We start from the raw sequence: 26,743 nt of genomic DNA, 5'->3' as shown, positions 1-26,743 counted from the left end.
AAAGCTTAGTGCGAGCTGAAGTATTTCTTCAAATCTGTCCAGCACAGGCCGGGGGTGGTGCGCTGGTCGCGCCAGGCCACAATGCGCCACTCGTTGTTGCGGCGGCGCAGGAGCAGGCGCATGTTGCCTTGCAAGATGCCGGCGTGGAAGGCGGTATCCTGCTGCGTGATTTTGAGCTGGTAGAGGGCCGAGACTTCGGCCGAATCTGTGGTGTAGAGTTGGTCGCGGCGACCGCTCAGGGTGAGGGTGTTGGTGGTGCCGGTGGCCGTGCGGCGGCGCAGGCTGCTGAAGTAAGTCGTTTCCTCGGGCACGCTCCAGTTGGCAAACAGGGCGGGCGAGGAGCCGGCGCTGGTGGGGTCGGGCGCGAAGCGGTAATCGGGGCCGGTGAAGGTGCGCTCGTAGTTGCCCACATTCACGTTTTGCACGGCAGTGGTGAAGTTGGCCAGCAGAATATCAATCTGGGTAGGCTGAATCCACTCGCTGGCCGTGGCCGAGGGTTCGGGCTCGCGCAGCTGGAAGCAGGCCGGCAGGGCCAGCAGCGTGAGCCCGCCCAGAACCCGGGCGGCAGCGCCAGTGAATGCAGCGGGCCAGTTATTCATTGCGAAACAGGGGAGTGGTATTCATGCAGAAAGATACGCGGCGCGAGGTGTTCCAAACCAAGCCGATGCGCGGCCGCTTATCCGCCAACCCGCATCCCGCCGTACTTTCGTCGCCCGTCATCCGCGTCCCCTGCATGTCCCGAAAGCTTCTGGCGTTATTTACCGCGCTGCTGTTGCTGCTCACGCTGGCCACGTACGTCTACTACCGGCGCACGCTGGCGGCCGTGCCCGTCGACCCCTACGCCCTGGTGCCCGACGATGCGGTGCTGGTCCTGAGCACCCACGACCACCCCGCGCTGGTGCGCCACCTGCAGGAAACCGAGCTGTGGGACAACCTCACGGCCGTGCGCTACTTCCAGCAGGCGGCGGGCCACCTGGCCCTGGCCGACAGCCTGGCCGGCGGCAACGCCCGCCGCCGCAACGCCGTGCTCAACCTGCTGGGCCGGAAGCTGGTGATTACCTCCGTGCACGTCACGGGGCCGGGCGAGTTCGACGTGCTGTACCAGGTGCCGCTGGGCCGCGTGAGCGAGTACCGGCAGGTGCGCAGCCTCCTCGAAACCCTGGGGCGCGACCCGCGCTACCGCCTCACCACCCGCGACTACGAAGACCAGGAGCTGACCGTCCTCACCGAGCAGCGCACCGAGCTGGGCATCACCGTTTTTAACTACCGCAACCACCTCCTCATCAGCACCAATGCCAACCTGGTGGAAGCCGCCGTGCGCCGCCTGGCCCACCCCGATGCGCCCACCGTGCTGGCCAGCTTCGGCACCACCGATTTGCTGAAGCTGCGCGGTGTGGATGGTTCGCTGCTGATTAACTACCGCCGGCTGCCGCAGTTTCTCGACGTGCTGTTTCGGCGCGATGTCCACGGGCAGTTCGACCAACTCACCGGGCTGGTTTCGCAGGGCCTGCTGGGGGTGAAGCTGGATGGCAGCCGGATGCAGCTCCAGGGATTTTCGAACCCCGAAACGGCCCGGGGCACGCTCCAGCAGCGCTTGAGGGGGCAGCCCGCGCAGCCGCTGGCTATCAGTGAATTTATAAGCACACGCACGGCCATGCTGCTGCACCTGGCGGCCCAGCCGGCCCGCACCTGGCCCTACCGGGTACGACCCCGGCCCGGTACGCCGTTGGTTGATTCGCTGGAGCGCAACGCCGCGTTGGATAGCCTGCGGGCCACGTTTGGAGGCGAGATGGCCATTGGCTACCTGGCGGCGGTGGCGGCGGGCAGCCGGCCGGGGCGGCTGGCGTTTGTGCGCTGCCCGGTGCCGGCGCGCACCGCCCAGTGGCTGGCGCGCCTGCGCCGCATCGAAGGCAACTCGCCCGCGTTTACCAAAGTGGGGCCGTATGAGATTCACCCCGTTGGCTTCTCGGAAGCGGCGGTGCTGGGGCCGCTGCTGTCCCCCGCCCGCCCCGGCGCGGTGGAGGTGACGGCCAACGCGGGCGTGCTGGTGGGCAATTACCTGGTGCTTTCCGATGAGCTGACCCTGAACGGCTACCTGGCCGATGTGGTGGCCGGCCGCACCTGGGCCCAGACTCCGAGCCAGGTGTCCTTCCTGCAGGAAACGCTGCCCCGCGCCCGCCTCAGCATTTTCGTGGACACGCGCAACAGCTGGAACGCCCTGCTGGGCGTGCTCACCGAAGACCGCCGGGCCGGCCTGCTGCGCAACGAAGCCCTGTTCAAGCGCTTTCCGCAGTTCGCCTTCCAGCTGGTGCCGCCCGAGAATGAAACCGCGCCCGATGCCCAATACTACACCCAGCTGCTGCTGCGCCACCCCGACCTGGGCCCCGCCACGGCGCAGGCCGGCGGCGCGGCGGCCAACGGCCGGGTGCTGGATTTCAAGCACGAGCTGGTGGGAATGCCTACCGTATTGCCCGCGCTGGGCACCCGTATTCCGGCCGTGGTGGTGCAGGATTCGGCTAATGTCTTGCATTTCGTGAGTGCCGATAATGCGGTGCTGTGGTCTGATACGCTGGCCGGCCCGGCCGTGGGTCAGGCGCTGTTGCCCAGTGGCGGCGGGGTGCCGGGCGGCCTGCTGCTGGGGGCCGGCCACCGCCTGCACCTGCTGGCCAACGATGGCAGCGCCGTGCTGCCCTTTCCCTTCAACCTGCCCGATACCGTGCGCGTGGCCGCGCTGCTTGCTGCCCCCGCCGGCCCCGACGCACCCGCCCGCCTGCTGGCCCGCACCGCCGGCAACGACCTGATTTTGCTTGATGCCAAGGGCCACCTCTTTCCTGGCTGGCAGCCCAAGCGGCTCGATTTCCCGCTGGCCGGCGAGCCCGCGCTGCTCAGCGTGAGCGGGCGCGACGTGGTGGTGGCCCCGCTCCAGAACGGCTACGTGTACGCCTTCGATGGGCAGGGCAACCTGTTTCCCGGCTTTCCGCTGAGCCTGGGGGCGCGTCTGGCCGGCAACCTTCTTGTGCAGCCCGGCAGCACCCTGGGCCGCACCCACCTCATGGCCGTGAACCAGCACGGTGAGCTACTGACTTTCACCCTAAGCGGCGACATCCTGACCCGCCGCCGGGTGGCTACCTGGAGCCGTACCGCCCGCTTTCACCTGGTGCCCGATGCGCGGGGGCGCAGCTTCGTCGTCACCCGGGAAGATGGCAACCAGCTTGATGTGTACCTGCCCAATCAGGCGGCTCCGCTGCTCACCCAGCGCTTTTTAACCTCGGGCGACAAGCCGGTGCAACTCTTCGACTTCGGCAACGGCCGGCGCATCGTGGCCATCACGGAGCCCGGCCCGGGGCAGGTGTCGCTCTACAACGGCAAGGGCAAGCTGCTGGGCGATGCGCCGCTGCCCAGCACTGGTACCGGCGTGGGCCTGAGCTACGACGCCACCACAGATGCGTATCAACTAGTGCGTATTGTGGGCCGCGAGCTGCGCCGCACGGAACTGAAGGTGCTGCAGTAGAGACGCATATTTGCGTCTCAGCGTCCGCGCTGTTTCAACGATTGTCGTTCAACGCTGAGACGCAGATATGCATCTCTACATCTCTACATCGTGCCAACTGGCTTCCTGACTATCCATGACCTCACTCCGCACCGGCCTCGTGGTCGGCAAGTTCTGGCCGCCGCACCGGGGCCACCAGCTGCTACTGGAAACTGCCGCCGCCCAGGCGACTGAAGTGTTGGTGCTGGTATACGCCAACCCGGACTCCGAAACCATGCCCGCAGCCGTGCGGGCTCAGTGGCTGCGCGAACTGTACCGGGGCGATAATCTGGCCGACGGGCCGCGTTTCGGGAATACGCTGCTGCGCATATTCGCCCTCACAGCCGAGGCCGACGGTGTGCCACCCGATGCGGCCGACGACTACACGCACCGCGAGTTTGTGCGGCAGTGGCTGGCCCGGCAGGGCCTGGTGGTGGATGTGGTATTCACCAGCGAGGACTACGGGCCGGGCTTCGCTGAGCACCTGGGCGTGGCCCATGTGAGCGTGGATGCGGCCCGGGCGCAGGTGCCCGTATCGGGCACGCTGGTACGTAATAATCCGGTGGCTTATGCCCGCTACCTGCATCCGCTGGTGGCGGCCCAGCTGGTCGTGGTGCCGCCCGCAGAGGTACCCCGGGTCGTTTTTCTGGGAGCCGAAAGCAGCGGCAAGTCGACGCTGTGCGCGGCGCTGGCCGAGGCCTGCGGCACGGTGTGGGTGCCCGAATACGGCCGCACCCTGCACGAGCAGAAAAACGGCAACCTCGACTACGAGGACCTGCTTTACATTGCCCGTCGCCACGCCGAGTTGGAGGACGAAGCCGCCGCCCAGGCCCACGGCGTACTGTTTTGCGACACCAACGCAGCCACCACGGCGCTGTATTCCTACTACTATTTCCACCGCTGCGACCCGGCCCTGCAAGCCATGGCGGCCGTGTGCGGGCAGCGCTACGCCCACACCTTCGTGTGCGCGCCCACCGTGCCCTTCGAGCAGGATGGCTGGCGCGGCCCCGAGGCGTTGCGCAGCTTCCAGCACGGCATGATACTGATGCAGCTGGACTACTTCAACATTCCTTACACGCTGGTGGAGGGCACGGTGGAAGAGCGGGTGGCGCAGGTGCGAAGTGTGATAGGGGCAGGGTAAATTACTAGGTGGGGGAGCTGCCAAAGCCTAAGCTCCTGCATTCTCATTACCTTACAGCATCGAAAAGGTAGCGCGGCACCGTCTTGGGCAAGCCACCGGCAAAACCCTTTCGTCAGGCTACTTCCAGCCGACTCTAATCAACCATCCTCATGTCGGAACCCCCCGAAAAAGACGCCGCACAAATCCCGCCGTCCGCCCCGAAGCCATTGCTAACCGACCCGCCCTATGCCGGCGGCAGCGACATTCACATCGGGCCGGACCAGGAGCATCATTTGCCCCACGAAGGCACGCATCAGCCCCGCAAATCCAACCCATCCGGGAACCCGGTGCAGGAATAGTTGCCGGCCGCTCGTTTCTGGTTGCTGCTACTCAGCCAGAAACGAGCCAAGCTGCCCTACCGGTTGGTCAGCCAGCCCTTGCGGTAGAAGTAAAAGAGCTGTGTAGCCACCACCATTCCCATAACGAAAAGCACCATGGGGTAGCCCCAGGGGCTGTAAAGCTCGGGCATGTTGCGGGGCAGCAGGTGGCCGTGCTCATCCACGTGCTGGAAGTTCATGCCGTAGAGGCCCACCACGAAACTCAGGGGGATGAAAATGGTGCTGATGATGGTGAGCACCTTCATTACTTCGTTCATGCGGTTGCCCTGCTCGGAGAGGTAGAGGTCGGTGAGGGAGGAGATGTTGTCGCGGTAGCTCTCGGCCAGGTCCAGGGCCTGGATGGCGTGGTCGTAGGCGTCGCGGTAGAAGATTTTGAGGGTTTCGGGCATGATTTCCTCGGGCAGGCGCAGGATTTCTGCGATTTTATCGCGCTCAGGGTACACCAATCTCCGGAAGCGCACCACGTCTTTTTTGATGCGAAGGATGCGATTGAGCAGGCGGCGCGGGCGCTTGTCGGCGAAAATGGCCTCCTCCAGGTCCTCGATGTAGTCGCCGATGGCGGCCATGGTGGGGTAGTAGTGGTCGAGCACTACATCGGTGAGGGCGTAGGCCAGGTACAGCACCGGGTGGCGGCGCAGGGTGCTGAAATTAGCCCGGATGCGGGTGCGCAGGGAGTCGAGGCAGTCGTCGTAGTCGTCCTGAAACGTGAGCACGTAGTTCGGGCCGGTGAAGATGGAAAGCTGGTCATCGTCGATTTCCAGGTCGCGGGTGAAATCGGTCATGCGCGACACCATGAAGAGGCGATTGTCGTCGAAAACGTCGATTTTGGCCCGCTGGTAGTCGTTCAGCACGTCCTCCATTTGCAGCGGGTGCAGGCCGAATTCCTGCATCATGCGCTCAATCAGGGCCAGGTCGCCATAGCCGCGCACGTCAATCCAGTGCTTGAGCTCGGGGTGCTGGCGCAGCTCGTTGAGCAGGTCGTCGTAGCGGTCGGTGTACTCGGCTTCGGTAAAAACCTCGTCGTTGTACGACATCAGAAACAGGCGTGGCTTGAGCGCCCCGGGGCGAATGTTGAGCGTGCCGGGGCGCTGCCCCACCTGCTGCTCGCGGGCCTGCCGGGTGGCCTCCCGGTCGGTGATGGTGTACGGGGCCGCCCCGGCGGGCTCGGTGAGAGCCGGCGAGCGGTAGGGGGTGGCCTGCGGATTGGAGCTGAGGGGATTCATGCAGCGGGACGGGGACGAAAGCGAGGCGCAATTCGGCCCTTACGTGTGGCGATAGGATGAAGATGCCTTCTTTGGGCCGATGAGGCGAGGTACGCAGCGGGCGGCCCCGGCGGCGGGCACTCAATCTGTACCGTACTTTGCCGGGAAAGCCACACGATTAAGCGTTGAAAAGTACGGATTCCCTGGTTGCAATGAAGGCGGGCGCGGCGGTGCTGACGGTAGTCGAAGCCGAAAACGGCACTCTTGGCCCGGCCGAGCCCCGCCTGCCGCTGGCCTTCGAGTCCTTTCTGTATTTGCGGCCCGCCCACCAGGCCTTGCAGGAGTCGGCCGGCCCGGTGCTCAGCTTTTACCTCGAAGACCCCGCCGCCGGCCACACCGTGGCGCAGCTGCATATCGCCCTGGGCCCGGCGGCCGGGGAGGCGCGCAGCCCCGCCCAAGCTCCTTTCGGCGGCATTCAATTAGCTGCGGGCCTGCCGCTATCCGCCCTGCACCAGCTGCTGGACGCGGCCGAAACCGCGCTGAGCCAGCGTGGCGTGCGCCGGCTGGCCCTGCGCGGCTACCCCTTCGCCTACGACCCCGCCGGAGCCGCTACCCTAGCCGAAGCCCTGCGCCAGCGCGGCTACCCCGTGGCCCTGGCCGAGCAGAACTATCACCTCGACCCCGCCCGCGACTACGAAGCCCACCTGCACCCTTCGGAGCGCCGCCGGCTGCACAAGTGCCGCCGCGCTGGCCTGCACTTCGAGCAGGAGCCGCCGTTTCTGCTGCCGGCGGCTTATGAATTTATTCAAGCTTGCCGGCAGGAGCGGGGGCAGGCGCTGTCGCTGCCCCTGGCGCGGGTGCAGGAACTGTTTCGGCGCTTCCCAAAGGAGCATTTCCTGTTCTCGGTGCGCCAGGCCGATGGCGAGTGGGCGGCCCTCACGGTAGCCATTCAGGTTGATAAGCAGGTCCTGTATAATTTCTACCCGGCCAGCCCGCTGCGCTGTAATCCCTTTAGCCCGGTGGTGCTGCTGAATGAGGGCCTGCACGCCTTTGCCCGGGCCAGCGGCATGGCCGTACTCGATTTAGGTACTTCTACACTTGATTCCGGCCCAAATGCCTCGCTGTTGCGGTTCAAGCGGCATCTGGGAGGCGTGGCGGGGCTGCGGCTGAGCTGGGAGCGGGAGCTGTAAGGGGAGAAAAGCAGAACGAAAACTCCCCTCCTTACCAAGGAGGGGATGTTCGAGGCGCGGCCGCGGACGGGGGGTATGGGCGTTGAACAACAATGACCACCACTCCTGTGCAATGCTGCCCAACGCCTACAACCACCCCAGCCAGCGCTTCACGCTGGCATCCCCTCCTTGCCAAGGAGGGGAGTTTCCGTTCTTTGTCCTTTCATGCCCACTACCACCTCCCCCTTCAAATCTTCTATTCGGCACTTTGTGCGGGGCTCGCTGGGCACGGGCGTGGCGGTAGCGGCGCGGGCGGCGGGCTCGCTCATCGTTAACAAGCTGTTTGCCACGTATGCGCCGGCCGGCGGCCTCACCCTGCTGGCCCAGTTCCAGAACCTGATGGCCATGCTGACTACGCTGCCTTACGACGGTGTGCAGGTGGGCCTGGTGAAATACCTCGCGCCCCTGCGGCCGGGCAGCCCGCGCTACCACGCCTGGCTGGGCGCGGCCACTGCGCTGAACGCGGCGGCGCTGCTGGCCGGGGCTGCCGTGCTGGCCGCGCGGGGCCTGCTGGGCTGGGGGTGGGGTAGCCTGGCGGTATTCATGCTGGGCATCGGGCTGATTACCGGGCAGGCCATGCTGGGCAGTGCGCTGCTGGCTGCGGGCAGGCTGCGGGCCTACATTGGCCTCACGGTGCTGCTGGCGGTGCTGGGTACTGCCGCCACAGCGGCCACGCTGCTGGGCGGCTGGCCGTTGCGGGTGGTGCTACTGGCGTATCTGGTGGCGCAGGGCCTCACGCTGCTACCGGCGCTGGGGCTGGCGGCGCGGGCTGGGCTGCTGCAACACCTGCGGCCGGCCGCGCCCGTGAGCCGGCAGGCGCTGCGGCGGCTCAGCCAGTTCCTGCTGATGGCGGTGAGCACCCTGCTTTTCGGCAAGGCCGTAGACTACGTGCTGCGCAACTACCTGCTGGCCACCTTCGGCCCGTCCCGCACCGATTTGTGGCAGGCCGTGGCCAAGCTCTCGGATAACTACACCATGGTATTCGGGGCGGTGATGAGCAGCGTGTTCTACCCCCGGCTGGCGGCGCTGGCGGGCCAGCCGCTGGCGGCGCGGCGCTACCTGCGCGGCGTACTGATGCTGCTGGCCCCGGTGCTGGCCGTGGGCCTGGGCTTGCTATTCGTGTGCCGCGACTGGCTGCTGCCGCTGCTGTTTGCGCCCCGGCTGCTGGGGGCGCGGGAGTTTCTGGCTCCGCAGCTGCTCGGCGACTGGGCCAAGCTGCTGAGCTGGCTGTTCATTTTCCAGCTCACGGCCCGGGCGCGCACCGGACCTTACGTGGCCGTGCAGGCGGGCTCGGCGGCGGTGTTTGCGGTGCTGCTGGCGGTGCTGCTGCCGCGCCTGGGGCTGGCCGGGGCGGTGTGGGCGCACGCGGCGCGGTATGGGCTGCTGCTGGTTGTGTGCGGGGCCTGGCATTTAATGAGGAATGAAGAATGAGGAATTAATCTTGTGCTTCCGCTTGCTACTGGCTTTTTCATGCCCAATTCCTCATTCCTCATTCCTCCTTCTTCATCGAACGAAGCGCCCATTGTCACCATCGTGGCGCTGTGCCATAACCACGCGCCGTTCCTGCGCGAGGCGCTGGATTCCATTCTGGCCCAAACCTACCCGCACCTGGAAGTATGGCTCGTGGACGATGCCAGCACCGATGGCAGCCCCAAAATCCTGCGTGAATACGCGGCCCGGCACCCTGCCTGGCACCTGCTGCTGCTGCCCGAAAACATGGGCAACTGCCGCGCCTTCAATACGGCTTTTTTTCAGAGCCAAGGCGAATTTGTGATTGATTTCGCCACCGATGACGTGCTGCTGCCGACGCGGGTGGCGCAGCAGGTGGCTCAGTTTCGGGCCGCCGCGCCGGAAGTGGGCGTGGTGTATTCCAACTGCGAGCTGATTGACGAAGCCAGCCACTCCCTGGGCCTGCACCACCGGCCCGATGGCCCCGGGCAGGTGCAGCCCGCGCCCGCCAGCGGCTGGGTTTTTGCCGAGGTGCTGCGACGCTATTTCATCAGCACGCCCACCATGATGATGCGCCGCGCCTGCCTCGAAAGCCTGGGTGGCTACGACGAAACCCTGGCTTACGAAGACTTTGATTTCTGGGTGCGCGCCAGCCGCGACTGGCAGTTTCAGTACCTCGACGCAGTGACGACCCGCAAGCGCAAGCACCCGCGCAGCATGAGCGCCAAAGCCTACCAGCGCCACGACCCTTACCTGGCCTCCACCATTCGCGTCTGCGACAAAGCCCTCGACCTGGCCCGCACCTACGCCGAGCGCGCCGCCTTGGCCACCCGCCTGCGCTGGGAGCTGCGCAAAGCCCTGCGCCACCGCCACGCCGCCCAGGGCCGCGCCCTCTACGCATTGCTACGCCAGACCGGCCATGCCACCACGCTCGACCACCTGCTGGGCCAGCTGGCCCACCTGCCGCTGGGCTGAAACCCGCCCGCAGTCCCGTTCTTGCGCCCATGAACTGGTTTTCGGCTTCCCGTGTGCGTACCGTGCTGCTGCCCCTGGCCCTGAGCGCGGCCACGGTGCTGGGCCTGGGCAGCTACTACGAAACCAACGACGATACCACGCTGGCCTGGCTTTTCAGCGGCGTATTGGCGCTGAAGCCGGTGGTATCGGTGCCGCTGTTTCTGCACGGCTACGGACATCTGCTAGCTGCTGCCTACTCCGTTGCGCCCGGCGTGCCGTGGCTGGGGCTGCTACTTGGCGCCCTGCTGGCAGCGGCCACGGTGCTCACCTTCGCGGTGCTGGACAAATTGCTGCGGCCCTACCTGCGGCCGGGGCCATTGGCGCTGGTGCTGACGCTGTTTTTTGGGCTGGTCTGGCTGGAGCACTGGCTGTGGTTCAGCCACGGGCGGGTGGCGCTGCTGCTGGCGGGCGCGGGCGTGCTGTTTGCGGCCCAGCGGCCCGGCCGGCGTGGGACACTGCTAATCGGGCTGCTGGCGCTGGGCGCGGCGTGGCTGATTAGGCCCAGCCTCGCCACGCTGGGAGCGGCCGCAGCCGTGCCTGCGGCCATCTGGCTGGCGGGAAGCTGGCGGCGCGCATTTCCGGTGCTGGGCATCGCGGCGCTCGGCCTGCTGCTCGCCACCGGCATTCTCCACTGGCAGCAAACGCCGGACGAAGCCCGCGCCCAGCGCCGCGATGCCGCCTTCAGCCGCATACTGGATTTCGACCAGCTTCGCCCACAGCCGCGTACCCCGGCCGACAGCCTCGGCACCGCCGCCATTGGCCTGTGGCTGCTGGGCGACTCCACGGTGGTAAATGAAAGCCTGATTCAACGCGCCTACCACTTTGATTCGGCAGATTTTCTGGCCCACGAAGTGCCTGCCAAGCTGCGCCAGCGACTCTTGCTGCTTGGGCGCGACTACTTTCCGCTGTTGCTGGCGCTGGCGGCCACCGCCATAATTATAGCGCGCCGTCGGGACCGTTACTACTGGTTCTGGCTGGTGCAGCTTGGGTTTGCTGGCGGGCTGATACTACTGGCTGGCTTGTTCAAGCTGCCGCCCCGGCTGGCGCTGCCGCTGCTCGATTTTTGGATGCTAACCAATCTGGTTTTCTGGCTGAAAAATGCTGACGCAGCTTCCGGAAACCGCGTATCAGGCGACGCTCAAGCAGCCGAAGAAACTGAAGCTGCACCAGCAGCGGCAAGTCTCTATCGGCCTGCGCCTCACGCTTCTGGCGAGGGGCTGCCGTGGGCGGGCTCCGGTGCCTTACCTCGCGTGGGTGCCATCGCCGGCCTCTTGATAATCACCACCCTCTACGCCGCCAAAACCTGGCATCGCCACCAAATTCTTAGTCGGGAGCAGCGCCAGCACGAAAGCGCTTTGGATATTATTGCCGTGCAGGAAGCCCGCCGCGTCCGCATCCTGGCCGGCACCAACGACCTCCTGAAAAGCCTCTCGCCTTATCGGGCCTACGGGCTTGGCCGTCAGCCCGTGCTACTGCTCACCGGTTGGTCCTCGCACGATGCGTCCCAGGCCGAACTGCGCCGTGCCCTCACCGGCACCTCCGACCAAACCGAGTGCCTGCGCCAACTGGCTGAGCTGGGCACGTACGGCTCGGAGGCCGAGGCCCTGTGGGTGCTCACGCCCGAAACGGCGCAGTGGCTCAACCGCCGCTTCCGCCTCGGTGGGCCACGGGTGCAGCTGTGGCAGGGGCCGCTCCCAACCAGTTACGGAACCGATTCCGCAGTGTGGCGCTACCATATTCAGAAGCCGGCTGACCGGTAATTCTGCCGCTTAAAATGCGCTTTTATGCCCCGCACCGGGGCCCAATGCCATAATCTTATACCCGGCCCCCTACGGTTCGGGCAGACCTTTGTTGCGCGAAAAGCGTTTCTTCATTCACCCCTCACGCTTTTTTCGCCTTATTTCTATGCAAACCTCCATATCGATTACCCGCGGCGAAGTCCTGCAGCAGATGGAAAGCTTCGTGAAGTCGAACATGAGCACCTTCCTCAAAAGCGTGGAAGACAGCTGGCAACCCGCCGATTTCCTGCCCGACTCGCGCCGCGACACCTTTTTTGACGAAGTAAAAGAGCTGCGCGAAAAAGCCGGCAGCCTCAGCTACGACCTGCTGGCCGTCCTCATCGGCGACACCATCACCGAAGAGGCCCTGCCCAACTACGAAGCCTGGTTTCACGAGCTCGACAACATCAACCGCGACCGCAACAACGGCTGGGCCGAGTGGATTCGGGGCTGGACGGCCGAGGAAAACCGCCACGGCGACCTTCTCAACCGCTATTTGTACCTCTCAGGCCGCGTGAACATGCGCGAGTTTGAGGTGAGCACCCAGTACCTCATCAACGACGCCTTCGACCTCGGCACGGCCAACGACCCCTACCGCGCCTTCGTCTACACGAGCTACCAGGAGCAGGCCACCAACATCTCGCACCGCCGCGTGGGCCAGCTGGCCCGCACCGCCGGCGACGACCAGCTCTCCAAAATCTGCGGCATGATTGCCGGCGACGAAAACCGCCACGCCCGCGTGTACAAGGCCTTCGTGAGCGAGATTTTTAAGTACGACCCCTCGGAAATGATGCTGGCTTTCGCCGACATGATGAAGAAAAAGATTGTGATGCCGGCCCACTACATGCGCGAAATGGGCGTGGAAATGGGCAAAACGTTCGGCCACTTCACCGATGCTGCTCAGCGCCTGGGCGTGTACACCAGCAACGACTACACCGACATCTTAGACTCGCTCATCGCCGACTGGGACATCGAGCACCTCAAGGACCTCACCGGCGAGGCCGAGAAGGCCCGCGACTACGTGATGGCCCTGCCCAACCGCCTGCGCCGCGTGTCCGACCGCATGCCCGTGCCCAAGCTGGAGTACAAGTTCAAGTGGATTTCGTAGTGCGGTAGCCACCGTATTTAATCAGGAAACACCCCTGCCGGCCGTGTGCCAGTAGGGGTGTTTTTTTATGGTCGCTGGTGGTGCGCACCTACTACATTTGTAGGGTCCACAAATTCCTGATATGACGCACCTTTCCTCATTAGCTACCTCTTTCATCGTCGGCACCTGCGTTTTGCTAACGGGCTTCGGGGCCCGGGCGCAGGGGCCCGTAGTTGTAAGCTCAAACCTTAGCCCCGCCCGCCATGCCCCTGCCGCTGCCCGCAGCAGTGCGGTGGTAGTGCCTTTCTCCCAAAGAATTAATCCGGCCACGGCGGCGGCCATCCGGCTGTTTTCGCCGCAGGGCGGGGGACGGCGCACGGCCACTGTCAGCACCAGTGCCGGCACCGTTACGCTGGCCCCCACGGCCCCAAACGGGCAATTGCCGGACTTTAAACCTGGCGAGACGGTGCAGGTAAGCGTACCCGGAAGCGTGCAAAATGCCGCCGGCAACGGGGCCAGCCCTTTTGTGTACCAGTTTACGGCGGCCACCAAGGGCGGCACGGGCGCCTTTGCGGGCGGAGCAGAAGTGGCGAGCGGCCGCCAGCCCTGGGGCGTGGCAGTGGCCGATATGGACGGCGACGCCGACCTCGACCTGCTAACGGCCAACTACGGTACTGCTACCGTGAGCCTGCGCTTCAACAATGGCCTGGGTGCATACTCCGGGAGCACCGAACTAAACACCGGCGGTCCGCCCATCACGGTCGTAACCGGCGATATTGATGCCGATGGCGACCTGGATATTCTCACGGCCAATTACTACGGCTCGGTGGGGGTACTGCGCAACAATGGCAACGGGAGTTTTGCCAGTGTGGTGCAGGTGCCGGTGGGGCTGCAGGCCAAGAGCCTCGCCCTGGGCGACTTCGACGGCGATGGCGACCTCGACCTGGCCACGGGCAACACCTCCGTGGGTTCGGTGAGCGTGCGCTTTAATAACGGGCAGGGCGTTTTTGCGGGTACTACCGAATTGGTAGTTGGGCAAGTGCTAGCCTGGATGACCCTGGGTGATGTCGATAATGACGGTGACCTCGACGTGCTGGCCGCCGTGAATGAGACTTCGCGCTCGGTCCTGCGCATCCTGCGCAACAACGGGCTCGGCCAGTTCAGCACCAGTGCCGATGTGGTGCTTAACCTATCCGCCGACTGCCTGGCGGCCGGCGACCTCGATGCGGACGGTGACCTGGACCTGGTGACGGCCAATTTGCTGGACGCATCTGCCTCCGCTTACCTCAACGATGGCAACGGCCGCTTTACTTTTTTTGAAAACCAGCCGGTAGGTCTGCGCCCAGGCAATGTGGCCCTTGGAGATGTGGACGGCGACGGCGACCTCGACGTGCTGGCTAGCAGCACTACTGCTAATACTGTAACGCTTTTGCTCAACAGTGGCGGGGCCAACTTCATTGTGGGAGGCACGGTGGCGGTCGGCAGCACCCCCCAAGGCATGGCCCTGGGCGACCTCGACGGCGATGGCGACCTCGACCTGCTCGCGGCCAACTCGGGCGGAGCCGACATTAGTGTCCGCTTTAATCCGGCCCGGCTGGTGCCGCTCGTGCCGCTGGTGCTGGTGCGCACCGAGCCGGCCGCTAATACCCGGGCCGTAGCCCGCACCTCCACGGTTGGGATGGTTTTCTCGCAGCCCGTGAATCTGTCCTCTATGGGTGGTGCACGCGTCTTTTCGGCGCAGTACGGCGGCCGGCGGGTGGTTAGCTACAACACTTCTTCCAACAACCCCAACAACTATGGCGTGACGGCGGAACCCCGGGCAAGTTCCGGGTTTTCGTATCAGGCGCGAGGCTTTCAGCCCGGCGAAGTGGTGTCGGTAACGGTGCCCCGCACGGTGCAGAGCGCCAGTACCGGGGGCAGCATGGCCCAGCCCTACGTGTACCAGTTCACGGTGGCCGCCGATAGCGCGGCGGGCAGCTTCGTGCCGGCTCCCGAGGTGCCGGTGGGCCGCCAGCCTTTTGGTGTGGCTCCCGCCGATGTGGACGGCGACGGCGACGTGGACCTGCTCGTGGCCAACGCCGGCGACAACACCGTGAGCGTGCGCCTGAACGATGGCCGGGGCGTATTCATCACCAAAGCCGATGTTGCCGTGAGCCAGAGCCCTTACCAGGTGATACCGGCCGATGTAGACGGCGATGGCGACCTGGATTTTATCAGCGTGGGCCGGGGCATCAGCAGCATGGTGAGCATCCGGCTGAATGACGGCGCCGGCAATTTCACGTTAGGGTCAGACCCTGCTGCATCGACTTCGGCCCTGTGCGCAGCGGTAGGCGATGTGGACGGCGACGGCGACCTTGATTTTGTGGTATCGACCAACGTGGGTGGTTCGGTGAGCCTGTACGTCAACAACGGCGCAGGCGTCTTCCAGTGGGTCCCGCAATCCTCCGTGCTAAACGGCATGCAGAGCGTGGTGTTGGCCGACATCGATACTGACGGCGACCTGGATTTGCTCGGGACCGACGTGGCCAACAACCGCGTTATTATTGGCCCCAATAACGGCAAGGGCACTTTCGGAGGGGCTGGATTTTCGAATACCCTTGCGGTGGGACGTAGCCCCTGGCACCTGGCCGTGGCCGACGTGGATGGCGACAACGACCTCGACCTCCTCACGGCCAACTACGACGGACAAAGCGTGAGTGTGCGCCTCAACGACGGGCGCGGCTATTTTAGCGGTACTTCCGATGTGCTGGTGGGCAATGGCCCTAAGTGGGTGACGACCGGGGACGTGAACGGCGACGGTACCCTCGACCTGCTGGTGACCAACGGTACCGACGGCACGCTCACGGTGGGGCTGAACGATGGCCACGCCCAATTCTTCGCCACCGCCCCCGTCCCCGCCGGCCTCAACCCGTTGTGTACAGCCGTGGCGGATGTGGACGGTGATGGCGACCTGGATTTGCTCACGTCCGGACTTGGCTTGCCAAGTAATCCGGCTACCGTGTCGGTAAGCCTGAATGCGCCAATTCGCCGCACCCACCTTCCCCGGCTTGAGGTGTACCCCAACCCGACCAATGGCCGGGCAGCAATATGGGTCGACCTGCCCACTGCCGCATGGAAGGATGAGGTGCGGGTAGAAGTCCTTTCGGCTATGGGCCGACTTATGTTTGCCGCGGTCCTGCCGGCGGTGCCAGGGCAGGGCGGGCGGGCATTGCCAGCGCTGGCTTTGCTGCCCGGCGTGTACGTGCTCCGGGCCACCACCAGCATCGGCAATTACAGCCAGCGCCTGACCGTGCAGTAACCGTCAGCGCAAAGGCACAGGCTCGCCACAGGCAAGTGCTTGTTGGGCCGCCTCGCAGCCCAGCAGCGCAGCCTTGCGGGTGCTGCCCCAGCGGTATTGGCCCAGCTCGCCGGTGCCGCGAATGACGCGGTGGCAGGGGATGAGGTAGGCCACCGGATTGGCTCCGATGGCCGTACCCGCCGCCCGCACGGCCGCGCCGCGCTCAGCCGCTTCGGCCAGTTGGGCGTAGGTACGCAGCTCACCCTCGGGCACCCGCAGCAGCGATTCCCAGATTTTGAGCTGGAATGCCGTGCCTTTCAGGTGCAGGTGCAGCCGGCCGGTGGGAGGGAAGTCGCGGGCGAAAAACCGCGCCACCTGCGCATGGGCCGGCATTCCTTCTGCGATAAGCGTGGCGTTGGGCCACTCCGCCCGCAGCTCGGCCAGCGCGGCAGTTTTGTCCTCGATGAAATCCAGCTTGCAGATTCCCTTATCGGTGGAGGCCACCAGATAAGTCCCGAACGCACTGTCCCCGAAGCTATAGCTGATGGCCAGCGCAGCTCCGCCGTGACGGTATTCGCCGGGCGTCATGGCTTCCATGCTCACGAATAAGTCGTGCAGGCGGCCGGTGCCGGACAGGCCAGTTTCGTGCGCTGCCTCGGCCACCGAGGCTTGCTGGCGCAACAGGCTTTTGGCGTGGTCGAGGCTGAGGTATTGCAGGAATTTCTTGGGCGACACGCCGGCCCATTCCTGAAACTTGCGCTGGAAATGAAACGGGCTCCAGTGCGCCTGCCGGGCCAGTTCGTCGAGGTCGGGCTGGGCCTGGAAATGGGCCTGGGCGTAGGTAAGGGCGGCGGCGATGCGCTGGTAGTCAGTCATGGGAATGATTCGCTGATTGACTACAAATTTCGCGCTGGATAGGAGGGATGGAAACCCGATTCTTGCGCAGTTTCTTCTGGCCGGTAATATTGAAAAAGAACGTCATGCCGAGCGTAGTCGAGGCATCTCGCGTGGGGCACTGACTCTTCTGTTTGACGATTGAGTCAATAGTGGCACGCGGGATGCCTCGGCTGCGCTCGGCATGACGTTCAATAAACTCAGAATAGCCCTTTTACTTTTCCACTCGCACGCCTTTCCAGAACGCTACGCGGCCTTTTATTTCCAGGGCGGCATCCTTGGGCTCGGGGTAGTACCAGGCGGCATCTTTGTTTTTTTCGCCGTTCACGTTCAGCGAAAAGTAGCTGGCGCGACCTTTCCAGGGGCAGCTGGTTTGGGCAATGCTGTCTTCAAAAAACTCTTTTTTGATGGCATCAGCGGGGAAATAGTGGTTGTTCTCGATGACGACGGTGTCGTCGCTCTCGGCCACAACGGTGTTGTTCCAGATGGCTTTCATGGGGTGGGATGCAGCGCGAAGCTCCAGCTTCGCGGGTCGTTGAACGGAGGGTATGCCCGCCCAAACCGGGCAGCCGAAACGCGCAGCTGGAGCTTCGCGCTACTCCCAATTGAACATTGCCCGCGCCGTGCTTGTTTTCAAGGCCTATCCTGAAAGAAGAATTATATGGCCGTTGGCTTCCGCTTCCGCGATTTTGTGCCTGAAGACCAGCCCGAGAAGGGCTTTGAGTCGCTGTTTAAGCTGTTCATGCAGCTCGTTACCATCACCTCCGGCGACGTGGGCGAGGCCCTGCAATGGCTCAATGAGCTCGACAAGCAATATGGCCTCACCGACGACAACTACGGCATGGGCAATTTCATCGATGACCTGAAAAAGAAGGGCTACATCGATGAGAACGAGCAGGAAAAGGGCGCATTTAAGATTACGCCCAAAACCGAGCAGGGCATCCGCAAATCGGCGCTGGAAGAGATTTTTGGCAAGCTCAAAAAGAGCAGCACCGGCAACCACCGCACCCCCCACACCGGCCAGGGCGATGAGCAGAGCACTGACCTGCGCGAGTTCCGCTTCGGCGATTCACTGGAGCAGATTCAGATGACCGAATCCATCCGCAATGCCCAGCTGAACCACGGCATGGACAGCGGCGAGTTTATGCTAACCGAGGGCGACCTGGAAGTGCGCGAAAACGAGCATAAGTCCCAGACCAGCACCGTGCTGATGATTGATATCTCGCACTCGATGATTCTCTATGGCGAGGACCGCATCACGCCGGCCAAGAAAGTGGCCATGGCGCTGGCCGAGCTCGTGAAGCAGAAATACCCCAAGGATTTCCTTGATGTCATCGTGTTCGGCAACGATGCCTGGCAGATTGAAATCAAGGACCTGCCGTACCTGCAAGTGGGGCCGTACCACACCAACACCGTGGCCGGCCTGGAGTTGGCCATGGACCTGCTCCGCAAGCGCAAAACGCCTAACAAGCAGATTTTCATGATTACGGACGGCAAGCCCACCTGCCTGAAAGAGCCCGGCGGCTACTACAAAAACTCCTTCGGCCTCGACCGCAAGGTGGTAAACAAGACGCTGAACCTGGCCGCCGCCGCCCGTCGCGTCAAAATTCCCATCACCACGTTCATGATTACCTCCGACCCGTATCTGCAGAAGTTCGTGGAGGAATTCACCGAGGTGAACCAGGGCAAAGCCTACTACTCGGGCCTGAAAGGGCTGGGGCATCTGGTGTTCGAAGACTACAAGAAAAACCGGCGTAAGACCTTGTAGGGGCGGGGCTTGCCCCCGCCCGAATCGTTGCAAAACGCCTGCGCGAAACCTTTCCGGTACTTACCTATTACATCGTTCTAACGGCGGGCGGGGACAAGCCCCGCCCCTACATCCCCTTTCATGGCCAACGACCAGCTTCCAACCAATCATTCCGCACACATTACCACCCTGGGCCAGCTGAAAAAATCTGGCTACAAATCCCGCTCGGTGAAAGCCGAATTGCGGGAAAACCTCATTCGCAAGCTGCGTCTCAAGGAGGACGTTTTCCCCGGCATCTTCGGCTACGAGGAAACGGTGATTCCCGAGTTGCAGCGCGCTATTCTGGCCGGGCACCACATCAATTTGCTGGGCCTGCGCGGGCAGGCCAAAACCCGCATTGCGCGGCTGCTCATCAACCTGCTCGATGAGTACATGCCCGTGGTGGCCGGCTCCGAGCTGAACGACGACCCGCTGCAGCCGCTGTCGGTGTTCGCCAAAAACCTCATTGCCGAGCACGGCGACGACACGCCCGTGACCTGGATGCACCGCGACGAGCGTTACACCGAGAAGCTGGCCACGCCCGATGTATCGGTGGCCGACCTCATCGGCGATGCCGACCCCATCAAAGCCGCCACGCTGAAACTGCCGTATTCCGATGAGCGGGTGATTCACTTCGGGCTGATTCCGCGGGCGCACCGGGGCATTTTCGTGATTAACGAATTGCCCGATTTGCAGGCCCGCATTCAGGTGTCGCTGTTCAATATTCTGCAGGAGGGCGACATTCAGATTCGTGGTTTTAAGGTGCGGCTGCCGCTGGATATTCAGTTCGTGTTCACGGCCAACCCGGAGGATTACACCAACCGCGGCAGCATCGTGACACCGCTCAAGGACCGGATTGACGCGCAGATTATCACGCACTACCCGAAGTCGATTGAAATCGGCAAGCGCATCACCAAGCAGGAAGCCCGCATCAAAGACGAGCAGAAGGGCATGGTGACGAGCAACGAAGTCATCCACGATTTGGTGGAGCAGGTGGCGGTTGAAGCCCGTGGTTCCGAGTTCGTGGATGCCAAGTCGGGCGTGTCGGCCCGCCTCACCATCTCGGCCTACGAGCAGGTGATTGCCGGGGCCGAGCGCCGGGCGCTGGTGAACGGCGAAAGCAATACCTACGTGCGCCTGGGCGACTTCATTTCGGCCGTGCCCGCCGTGACGGGCAAGGTGGAACTGGTGTACGAGGGCGAGCAGGAAGGCGCGGGCATCGTAGCTGAGAAGCTGATGGGCAAAGCCATCCGCACGCTGTTCCTGAACTACTTTCCCGACCCGGACAAGAGCAAGAAGCTCAAAAACCGCGTTTCGCCCTACAAAGCCATTCAGGAGTGGTTTGGCAACGGCCACACACTGGACCTACTGCACGATGCCAGCACGGAGGACTACCGCAAGGCCCTGGACCTGGTGCCCGGCCTGCGCGACATCGTGACCGAGCTGCACCCCAACGAAACCCCCGAGCACACTTATTTCCTCATGGAATTTCTGCTCCACGGCCTGAGCGAGCACAGCCTGATTTCGCGCAACCGCCTCACGGCCGGCGCGCAGTTCAAGGATTTGCTCTCGTCGATGTTCACCATGCCGAGCTTCGGCGATGGCGACGAGGACGATGAGGACGAGGACGAGAAGCCGCGCCGCCGCCGGTAAAGCAGTAGCGTGGACTTTTAGTCCGCGAATAGAAAAGCAAAAGCCCCGCGTACCCACCAGTATGCGGGGCTTTTGCGTGTTCCGGGATTCTGTTTTTTCGCGAATCGAATTGCTCAAGCCCCCATTTTTAGCTGCTTCGCCCGCCGCCAATGCGACTGCTGCCCGGCGGCATCGTAGTTTTGGCCGCTCGCCGTTTTCTGCGCCATGAATTCTTCGCTTCCCATTCAGTTTGCCTACCGTCCCGACCTGGACCTGTTCACGGCGCGTTGGCTCACTTTTCACACCCCCAGCACCGAACGGTCCGAGTACGAGGCCGTGCTGCGGGCACCCGAGGCCCTGGGCACGCCGCACTGGCTGTTTGACGTGCGCCGCCGCCCCACCACCAACGCCGAGGCCGCCCGCTGGGTCACCACCGACTGGCTGCCCCGCGCCGCCGCCCTGGTGCACCCGGCCCACCTGCGCCTGGCCTTCCTGGTAGCCCCCGTGCGGGCCGAAAACCTGCGTGCCGACGACGAGCTGCGCGCCATCATGGAAGCCGCCTACGCCGCCACCGATGCCTTTGCCCTGCGCACCTTCACCGATGAGGGCGCGGCCGTAGCCTGGCTGCTGGGCCAACTGGACTAGCCGCTTCCCGGCCCGTCCGGCACCGCCGCCGCGCCGGTTTCGCGCCGCGTGGGCCATCGCTCGGCCCTTTGTGTACGTACACGCCCCCAAAGCCCGCGCCATGCTCCCACGCTCCCGACCACTAGCCACTTCCTTCGATGCCGATGAGCGCCTGCGCTGGGTCGAGCGCGTGGCCCGGCTCATGGACAGCCAGTTTCGGCTGCCCGGCACCCGCTTCCGCTTCGGCCTCGACCCGCTGCTGGGGCTGCTGCCCGTGATGGGCGACCTGTCCACCACGGTGGTTTCGGTGGCCTTGCTGATGACCATGTTCCGGCACGGGGCCAGCGGGGCGGTGGTAGTGCGCATGGCCCTCAATATCCTCATCGATACCGTGGTGGGCGGCATTCCCATCCTCGGCAACGTGTTCGATTTTGCCTACAAAAGCAACGAGCGCAACGTGGCCCTGCTGCGCCGCCATTACGCCGAGGGCCGCCACACCGGCAGCGGCCGGGGCCTGATACTGCTGTTGCTGGTGGTGCTGGTGGCCGTGGTAGGGCTGGTGGGCTGGGGCAGCGTGGTGCTGCTGCGCTGGGGCTGGCACCAGTTTAGCTAAGACCCTCCCCAGCTGATTCGGCCGCCTTTATTGTTGGCGTAGAGCGAGGGGATTGCACCAAAAAAGGCGGACCTGATGGGCCCGCCTTTTCTATGCGTAGTGAGTGCCGGGCCCTATTGCCAAGTGTCGTTGCGCGTCTGGCTGGTGCCGGTGGGCGTGAAAATGCGGTTCGCCCCACCTTCGTACAATACGTTGCCAGCAGCATCCTTGCGGATGTATTTGAATTCGACGGAAGTGCCGCTAGTCAGGTTGATGGTGCCTTTCCACACCGGATAGGCCGCGCCGCTGAGCTTGATGGCGTTGGCCGTGTTCCAGGCCCCGAGCTGGGCGGTGCTGCCCAGTACGTACACGTCCTGGCCGGTCACGGTGCCGCTATAGGTAACGTTGAAAGCGACAGCTGTGGTGCCGGTGCCCCCGCCAGTGGTGCCGCCTGACACCCATACGGCATAGGAGCGGGCCCCCACCGGGAACACCGCGTAGCCGTTGGCGTCGGTGGTGATGGTGCCAGTGTTGTTGCCGGTGGCATCGGTAAGCGAGGCGCTCTTGAAGGGAGTGGTAATGCCCTTGCTGGCGGCGCTGCCGCCGTCGTTCAGCAGCATCAGAAGGCCCTTGTGCGAGGTGTCGCCGGCGCGGGAGTAGGCGTACACGTTGGCATCGTTCACGCTGGTGTACTCGGCGGCTGCGCCGTAGGCGTTGGCTTTGCGGATGGCAATGAGCTTTTTAATCTGGGTGCCCAGGCCGTACTCGTAAAAGTCGCGGTAGAACACGCAGGGGTAGCCCTTATCGCGGGTCAGGATGTAGGCGTAGGCCAGCATCTTCAGGTTAGCCACCGGCGAAAACAGCGCCCCGCCGCTCTGGTCGGTGTCGTGGTTATCGACGAACGAAACCGACAGCGCGCCATTGGCCTCGGTGAAGCCGGCGAATTGCAGCCCGCGCATATCCCAGGCGCCGTTGCCGTTGCTCATGTCGTTGAAGAGGTAGTGCAGCGGCACGTCGAACAGGCTGGTGCGGCCGCCCGTGCTGGCCGCGTAGTTGTTCATGTCGGTCAGGTTGCGGAACCAGGCTTCGCTCACGGCAAAGCGGCCGCTGGTGCCTTTCACCGCATCCAGCCACTGGTTCACGAAGGGCGTGTACATATGTTTGGTGGCATCGAGGCGGTAGCCGTCGAGTCCGAGCTTAGCCGTAATCCAGTTTCCCCAGTTGATGGTTTCGTTGACGTTCGAGGCGTTGTTGTTGTACTGGATTTCCGAGCCCAGCAGGTTGTCGTAGGCATCGCCGTTGGCGTAGGGCTGGAAATCATAGGCTTTCCACTGGTACCAGCCGTTGTTGGGCGCCTGCTGGGTAGCCGTGAAGTTGCCCCAGTGCCACTGGTAGGTGCTGTAGGTATTGTTCCGGCCAGGGTAGGTGAAGCTGGTATACACGTTGTACTGGCCGTTGGCCAACTCCTGGGCATCGGCCGAGGTGAAGTGGTTCATCACCATGTCTTCGTACACCTGCACGCCCTGGCCGTGCAGCGCTCCAATGGCGCTTTGCAGCTGCCCGATGGTGCCATAGCGCGTGGCCACGGTGCCTTTCTGGTTGAACTCGCCGAGGTCATATCGGTCGTACACACCGTAGCCCACATCCAGTGCGCCAGAGCCTTTGTAAGCCGGTGGCAGCCACACGGCCGTGATGCCGGCCTGGCTCAACTCAGTAGCCTTGCTGCCCAGGTTTTGCCACCAGGTGCCGGCCGGCGTGCTGGTGGGCACGTTCCAGTAAAAGCCCTGCATCATCACCCCGTTTACCACGGTGGCATTGGGCGCGGCTGAGGCGGTGGGAGCCGGCGCTCCGGCATTCGGATTGAGGTTTTCTTTGGCACAGCCGCCCAGCGCGAGCAGGGCAACAGCCAAAGCGGCGCGGCTGGTACCGCGAAGCATTACTTCCATAATTGGTGGGAATTTTGGTGAGAAACGGTGCAAGGTAGAAGGCCGAGCTTACCTACGTAAAGTTCAAAATTCGGGCAACTATGGTGATTGTAATTACTGACGCCGGATTTTAAATTTTTTCAATAAAAACAATTTTTGCAAAGGTTTGCAATTGTATTATTAATACAAAAGGTCAATAAAAATAAATTATTCAAAAAAGTAAGTGCTTACTCACTTTATAATTAATGCACGCGAACATGGAATAAGGACAAACGTTTGTTCAACTCATTCGCCCACGCGGCCCGTGCCCAGCCAGCGTGCCACCGGGTAGCGGTTGTGGCCGGCCTCGTGGTAGGCCGAGTTCAGGTACACCCATTCGAGCTGGGCGGGGCCGTTGGCGGCGAAGGCGGCATTATCTTTCTTGAGCTTCTCCAGCCGCTCGCGCAGGGCAGGGTCGCGGCGCAGCAGGTCGGCGGCCAGGTCTTCGAATACGTAGTCAGAAAAATGCTCTTTTTGCTGCAGTACGCTGTCGAAAAAGCCCCAGGCGAAGAACGAATCGGTGGCCTGCGGCTCCAGCGTCTCCAGGAGGTAGCGGCTGGGAGCGGCTTCGTTCAGGTACACCACCAGGTCTCCGGGCTGGAAGGCGACGGTTTCCGTCCGGGTTTGCAGGCGCACCTGGCTGTGCACATAGTGCCCCTCGAAGGGCTTGGAGGTAGTTTTGAAATCCTCGAAATAATAGACTTCCACCGGCGCGGATACCTCGCGGGTCAGCGGCTCCAGGGTGGCCCCGTTGCGGCGCAGGCGGTCGGCCACCTCGGTCCAGGCTTTGGGGATGAGGTAGGCGGTGGGTCGGCTGGCCGTGGCGGTGGGCTTGAAGGTGTTGAAGTACTGCACCGGCCGGGTAAAGGGCGCGGCGCGGTCGTAGTACAGGCGCGGCTGGCCGCTCACCTCGCTGGGTTTCATTTTGCCCTCGTAGCCCCGGAACTGTACGGTTTCAGCGTGGGCTTCGTCCAGCGCCCAGGTGAGGGGGAAGGTGGTCTGGGCGGCCATGTCGGCGGCGGCTTTGGCGCGGGCGGCGGCCAGGGCGGGGGCCTGCTGGCCCACGGTTTCCAGCATGGTCAGCAGGAAATCATAGGTGGAATGCACGCGGGGCGCGTAGGCCTTCAGCATGTGCGTTTCGGGCATGAATCCGATGGTGTTGAACAGCGCCGCGTAGCCGGTGGAGTAGCGCGGCGTTTCCAGAAAGGCGCGCAGTCCGCTCTCCGGCGTCTGGCCCTCGAAGTCAACGTAAGGCGTCATCGGCCACTTTTTCTGCTCCATGCTCTTATACAAAGCCGGCAGTAATTGTCCCTGCAAATACGTGCTCAGCGCCGGAGCCAGCTTGCTGTGCTGAGTGGCAATTAGCGTCATGGTGTATTGATAGTCCGCGCCGTTGGAAGTGTGGGTTTCCACGAACACATCGGGCTGCCATTTCTGAAACAGCGCCGCGAACGACTGCGCATTGCGCGATTCCTGCTTGATATAGTCGCGGTTCAAATCCAGGTGCCGCGCATTGCCCCGGAAGCCGTAGGCTGCCGGCCCGTTCTGGTTCACGCGGGTGGTGGAGTTCCGGTTCAGCATCCCATCAATGTTGTACACCGGCACAATCACCACTGTCACGCCCGCCAGCAGCTTCGCCAGCGACTTCTGCTGCATCAGGTCGCGCGCCAGCATCATGCTCGCGTCGATGCCCTCCGGCTCGCCGGGGTGGATGCCGTTTTGGATGAACAGGATGCGGCGGTTTTTGCGTCGGATGCTGGCTGGGTCGGCGTCGCCGTCGGCGCTCAGCACCACTTCGTGCAGCGGCTGGCCGGCATCCGTCGGCCCGGCTTCGGCCAGGTGCAGGTGGGCGGGGTAGGCGGCGGCCAGCTTCTGGTAATAGGCTACGCATTCGGCGTAGGTGGCGGTGGTATTGCCGGCGGGGTCGTTTTCGAAGGGCGTGCGCCAGGCCGGGGTCATACCCGGTAGGGCGGGCGTGGGCAGGGTGGGAGCGAGGGACATGAGCGAGGCGAGGAGCAGGGTGAACATAGGTGCAAAGGAACGGTTGGAAAGGGAACGACAGAACAAAACTCCCCTCCTTGGCAAGGAGGGGATGCTTGCGCGAAGCGCAAGCTGGGGTGGTTGTAGACGTTTGGTGACGTTGGTAATTCCGAACGAAGCCGTTCCTTGCCACAACCCCCCAGTTGAGCAGCAGGCTCAACATCCCCTCCTTAGTAAGCAGGGGAGTTTGCTTGCCCAGGTTCCCCGCCACCTACCTTTGCCCTTCCCCAAACACCCGTTGCCTATGTCCGCCGCCCTCCCGCGCCCCCTCATCCTCGTCTCCAACGACGACGGCATCACCGCCCCCGGCATCCGCCATCTCGTGCAGGCCATGGTAGCCCTCGGAGCTGAAGTTGTCGTGGTTGCCCCCGATTCGCCCCAGTCCGGCATGGGCCACGCCATCACCATCGGCCACGCCCTGCGCCTCACCAAAAACCCGGTTTTCGGCCCCGATGTGGATGCCTACGAATGCTCCGGCACCCCGGCCGACTGCGTAAAAATCGCCAAGCACTACGTCCTCAAAGACCGTACCCCCGACCTCGTGGTATCCGGCATCAACCACGGCTCCAACGCCTCGGTAAACGTGCTGTACTCAGGCACGATGTCGGCCGCCATTGAAGCTGCGATTGAAGGCCTGCCCGCCGTGGGTTTCTCCCTCTGCGAGTACGGCCCGAACGCCGATTTCTCGCACGTAGGCGAGTGGGTAACCCAGATATGCCGCCACACCCTCGACCACGGCATCCCCGCCGGCACGGCCCTCAACGTGAACATCCCCAAAAACTCCGACACGCCCATTGCCGGCCTGCGCCTGGCCCGCCAGGCCCGCGCCAAGTGGCAGGAGGAATTCGACCGCCGCCTCGACCCCTACCAACGCCCGTACTACTGGCTGGTGGGCCAGTTCGTGAACCTGGACCCCGGCACCGATACCGACGAGTGGGCCCTGGCCAACAACTACGTGTCCATCGTGCCCTGCAAGTTCGACCTCACTGCCGCCCATGGCCTGGCTCATCTCAGCGAGCAGTGGCAGCTGCCGCTGCCCGAAGCGCAGGTAGCACCCGCGCCTCCGCAGCCCGTGCCTTCGGAAGACTACGGAGTGGCCAACCAGGACTAGCCAGCGCCGCGTAAAAT

General features: G+C 63.6%; 20 protein-coding genes. 14 read left to right on the top strand and 6 right to left on the bottom strand.

From position 1 onward, the window contains the following. Positions 1–5: 5 nt before the first annotated feature. Positions 6–599 carry a hypothetical protein gene (locus tag ACYVM5_RS19005; RefSeq protein ID WP_460619670.1) on the bottom strand — a complete coding sequence of 198 codons (594 nt, stop codon included), beginning with the start codon at positions 597–599 and terminating at the stop codon, positions 6–8. A 134-nt stretch (positions 600–733) separates the two neighbouring features. Here ACYVM5_RS19005 and ACYVM5_RS19000 point away from each other — a divergent pair, with 134 nt between their 5' ends. The 3 genes from ACYVM5_RS19000 to ACYVM5_RS18990 all read left to right on the top strand — a co-directional run bounded on the left by ACYVM5_RS19000 (position 734) and on the right by ACYVM5_RS18990 (position 5,008). Beyond that, the gene (locus ACYVM5_RS19000) at positions 734–3,511 is read left to right on the top strand and encodes a hypothetical protein (RefSeq protein WP_460619669.1); all 2,778 of its coding nucleotides are present in this window, start codon (positions 734–736) and stop codon (positions 3,509–3,511) included. A gap of 115 nt (positions 3,512–3,626) precedes the next feature. Continuing rightward, positions 3,627–4,670: an AAA family ATPase gene (locus ACYVM5_RS18995; RefSeq protein WP_460619668.1), complete on the top strand. Its 1,044-nt coding sequence runs from the start codon at positions 3,627–3,629 to the stop codon at positions 4,668–4,670. A gap of 149 nt (positions 4,671–4,819) precedes the next feature. Continuing rightward, complete coding sequence (locus tag ACYVM5_RS18990) at positions 4,820–5,008, top strand: hypothetical protein (RefSeq protein WP_460619667.1); 189 nt, start codon at positions 4,820–4,822, stop codon at positions 5,006–5,008. 56 nt (positions 5,009–5,064) lie between these two features. On the opposite strand, the gene corA is transcribed toward ACYVM5_RS18990, so the two are convergent. After that, the gene (gene corA, locus ACYVM5_RS18985) at positions 5,065–6,270 is read right to left on the bottom strand and encodes a magnesium and cobalt transport protein CorA (protein WP_460619666.1); all 1,206 of its coding nucleotides are present in this window, start codon (positions 6,268–6,270) and stop codon (positions 5,065–5,067) included. 191 nt (positions 6,271–6,461) lie between these two features. Here corA and ACYVM5_RS18980 point away from each other — a divergent pair, with 191 nt between their 5' ends. From ACYVM5_RS18980 to ACYVM5_RS18955, 6 genes are all read left to right on the top strand, one after another. Then, positions 6,462–7,439, top strand: coding sequence for a hypothetical protein (locus ACYVM5_RS18980; RefSeq protein WP_460619665.1), 978 nt, complete (start codon positions 6,462–6,464; stop codon positions 7,437–7,439). 204 nt (positions 7,440–7,643) lie between these two features. Beyond that, positions 7,644–8,909, top strand: coding sequence for an MATE family efflux transporter (locus ACYVM5_RS18975; protein ID WP_460619664.1), 1,266 nt, complete (start codon positions 7,644–7,646; stop codon positions 8,907–8,909). Between the two features lie 39 nt (positions 8,910–8,948). After that, on the top strand, positions 8,949–9,902 hold the full coding sequence (locus ACYVM5_RS18970) for a glycosyltransferase family 2 protein (RefSeq protein ID WP_460619663.1): 954 nt from the start codon (positions 8,949–8,951) through the stop codon (positions 9,900–9,902). 29 nt (positions 9,903–9,931) lie between these two features. Beyond that, complete coding sequence (locus ACYVM5_RS18965) at positions 9,932–11,701, top strand: hypothetical protein (RefSeq protein ID WP_460619662.1); 1,770 nt, start codon at positions 9,932–9,934, stop codon at positions 11,699–11,701. A gap of 145 nt (positions 11,702–11,846) precedes the next feature. Further along, entirely contained in the window at positions 11,847–12,827 is a 981-nt protein-coding gene (locus tag ACYVM5_RS18960) for an acyl-ACP desaturase (protein ID WP_460619661.1), read from the top strand. Between the two features lie 121 nt (positions 12,828–12,948). Further along, positions 12,949–16,104 (top strand): FG-GAP-like repeat-containing protein, encoded by a 3,156-nt coding sequence (locus ACYVM5_RS18955; protein ID WP_460619660.1) that lies wholly within the window; start codon positions 12,949–12,951, stop codon positions 16,102–16,104. 3 nt (positions 16,105–16,107) lie between these two features. On the opposite strand, the gene ACYVM5_RS18950 is transcribed toward ACYVM5_RS18955, so the two are convergent. After that, positions 16,108–16,959 carry a bifunctional transcriptional activator/DNA repair enzyme AdaA gene (locus ACYVM5_RS18950; protein ID WP_460619659.1) on the bottom strand — a complete coding sequence of 284 codons (852 nt, stop codon included), beginning with the start codon at positions 16,957–16,959 and terminating at the stop codon, positions 16,108–16,110. A 232-nt stretch (positions 16,960–17,191) separates the two neighbouring features. Then, positions 17,192–17,473 carry a DUF427 domain-containing protein gene (locus ACYVM5_RS18945; RefSeq protein ID WP_460619658.1) on the bottom strand — a complete coding sequence of 94 codons (282 nt, stop codon included), beginning with the start codon at positions 17,471–17,473 and terminating at the stop codon, positions 17,192–17,194. A gap of 165 nt (positions 17,474–17,638) precedes the next feature. On the opposite strand from ACYVM5_RS18945, the gene ACYVM5_RS18940 reads away from it, so the two are divergent. From ACYVM5_RS18940 to ACYVM5_RS18925, 4 genes are all read left to right on the top strand, one after another. Further along, positions 17,639–18,745, top strand: a complete 1,107-nt coding sequence (locus tag ACYVM5_RS18940; RefSeq protein ID WP_460619657.1) for a vWA domain-containing protein — start codon at positions 17,639–17,641, stop codon at positions 18,743–18,745. 120 nt (positions 18,746–18,865) lie between these two features. Beyond that, positions 18,866–20,416 carry a P-loop NTPase family protein gene (locus ACYVM5_RS18935; RefSeq protein ID WP_460619656.1) on the top strand — a complete coding sequence of 517 codons (1,551 nt, stop codon included), beginning with the start codon at positions 18,866–18,868 and terminating at the stop codon, positions 20,414–20,416. 204 nt (positions 20,417–20,620) lie between these two features. Then, positions 20,621–21,040: a hypothetical protein gene (locus tag ACYVM5_RS18930; protein ID WP_460619655.1), complete on the top strand. Its 420-nt coding sequence runs from the start codon at positions 20,621–20,623 to the stop codon at positions 21,038–21,040. A gap of 100 nt (positions 21,041–21,140) precedes the next feature. Next, a complete protein-coding gene (locus ACYVM5_RS18925; RefSeq protein WP_460619654.1) occupies positions 21,141–21,632 on the top strand; it encodes a DUF4112 domain-containing protein in 492 nt (163 codons plus the stop codon). A gap of 113 nt (positions 21,633–21,745) precedes the next feature. On the opposite strand, the gene ACYVM5_RS18920 is transcribed toward ACYVM5_RS18925, so the two are convergent. Together ACYVM5_RS18920 and ACYVM5_RS18915 are read right to left on the bottom strand one after the other, a co-directional pair. Further along, complete coding sequence (locus ACYVM5_RS18920; protein WP_460619653.1) at positions 21,746–23,557, bottom strand: alpha-amylase domain-containing protein; 1,812 nt, start codon at positions 23,555–23,557, stop codon at positions 21,746–21,748. A 264-nt stretch (positions 23,558–23,821) separates the two neighbouring features. Next, positions 23,822–25,603: a M14 family metallopeptidase gene (locus ACYVM5_RS18915; RefSeq protein ID WP_460619652.1), complete on the bottom strand. Its 1,782-nt coding sequence runs from the start codon at positions 25,601–25,603 to the stop codon at positions 23,822–23,824. A 256-nt stretch (positions 25,604–25,859) separates the two neighbouring features. On the opposite strand from ACYVM5_RS18915, the gene surE reads away from it, so the two are divergent. Further along, the gene (gene surE / locus ACYVM5_RS18910) at positions 25,860–26,726 is read left to right on the top strand and encodes a 5'/3'-nucleotidase SurE (protein ID WP_460619651.1); all 867 of its coding nucleotides are present in this window, start codon (positions 25,860–25,862) and stop codon (positions 26,724–26,726) included. Positions 26,727–26,743: the final 17 nt, after the last annotated feature.

This window comes from Hymenobacter ruber (assembly GCF_054783255.1).
This window is presented reverse-complemented; position numbering and strand designations above follow the sequence as displayed.

Bases quoted from the DNA above. Each gene is read 5' to 3' on its own strand.
- ACYVM5_RS18950 (WP_460619659.1), bottom strand. From the start codon at position 16,959: ATGACTGACTACCAGCGCATCGCCGCCGCCCTTACCTACGCCCAGGCC.
- ACYVM5_RS18975 (WP_460619664.1), top strand. From the start codon at position 7,644: ATGCCCACTACCACCTCCCCCTTCAAATCTTCTATTCGGCACTTTGTG.
- ACYVM5_RS18940 (WP_460619657.1), top strand. From the start codon at position 17,639: ATGGCCGTTGGCTTCCGCTTCCGCGATTTTGTGCCTGAAGACCAGCCC.
- ACYVM5_RS18980 (WP_460619665.1), top strand. From the start codon at position 6,462: ATGAAGGCGGGCGCGGCGGTGCTGACGGTAGTCGAAGCCGAAAACGGC.
- ACYVM5_RS18990 (WP_460619667.1), top strand. From the start codon at position 4,820: ATGTCGGAACCCCCCGAAAAAGACGCCGCACAAATCCCGCCGTCCGCC.
- ACYVM5_RS18925 (WP_460619654.1), top strand. From the start codon at position 21,141: ATGCTCCCACGCTCCCGACCACTAGCCACTTCCTTCGATGCCGATGAG.
- ACYVM5_RS18935 (WP_460619656.1), top strand. From the start codon at position 18,866: ATGGCCAACGACCAGCTTCCAACCAATCATTCCGCACACATTACCACC.
- ACYVM5_RS18960 (WP_460619661.1), top strand. From the start codon at position 11,847: ATGCAAACCTCCATATCGATTACCCGCGGCGAAGTCCTGCAGCAGATG.
- ACYVM5_RS18970 (WP_460619663.1), top strand. From the start codon at position 8,949: ATGCCCAATTCCTCATTCCTCATTCCTCCTTCTTCATCGAACGAAGCG.
- ACYVM5_RS19000 (WP_460619669.1), top strand. From the start codon at position 734: ATGTCCCGAAAGCTTCTGGCGTTATTTACCGCGCTGCTGTTGCTGCTC.
- ACYVM5_RS18945 (WP_460619658.1), bottom strand. From the start codon at position 17,473: ATGAAAGCCATCTGGAACAACACCGTTGTGGCCGAGAGCGACGACACC.
- ACYVM5_RS19005 (WP_460619670.1), bottom strand. From the start codon at position 599: ATGAATAACTGGCCCGCTGCATTCACTGGCGCTGCCGCCCGGGTTCTG.
- ACYVM5_RS18920 (WP_460619653.1), bottom strand. From the start codon at position 23,557: ATGGAAGTAATGCTTCGCGGTACCAGCCGCGCCGCTTTGGCTGTTGCC.
- ACYVM5_RS18915 (WP_460619652.1), bottom strand. From the start codon at position 25,603: ATGTTCACCCTGCTCCTCGCCTCGCTCATGTCCCTCGCTCCCACCCTG.
- ACYVM5_RS18995 (WP_460619668.1), top strand. From the start codon at position 3,627: ATGACCTCACTCCGCACCGGCCTCGTGGTCGGCAAGTTCTGGCCGCCG.
- ACYVM5_RS18965 (WP_460619662.1), top strand. From the start codon at position 9,932: ATGAACTGGTTTTCGGCTTCCCGTGTGCGTACCGTGCTGCTGCCCCTG.
- ACYVM5_RS18955 (WP_460619660.1), top strand. From the start codon at position 12,949: ATGACGCACCTTTCCTCATTAGCTACCTCTTTCATCGTCGGCACCTGC.
- corA (WP_460619666.1), bottom strand. From the start codon at position 6,270: ATGAATCCCCTCAGCTCCAATCCGCAGGCCACCCCCTACCGCTCGCCG.
- ACYVM5_RS18930 (WP_460619655.1), top strand. From the start codon at position 20,621: ATGAATTCTTCGCTTCCCATTCAGTTTGCCTACCGTCCCGACCTGGAC.
- surE (WP_460619651.1), top strand. From the start codon at position 25,860: ATGTCCGCCGCCCTCCCGCGCCCCCTCATCCTCGTCTCCAACGACGAC.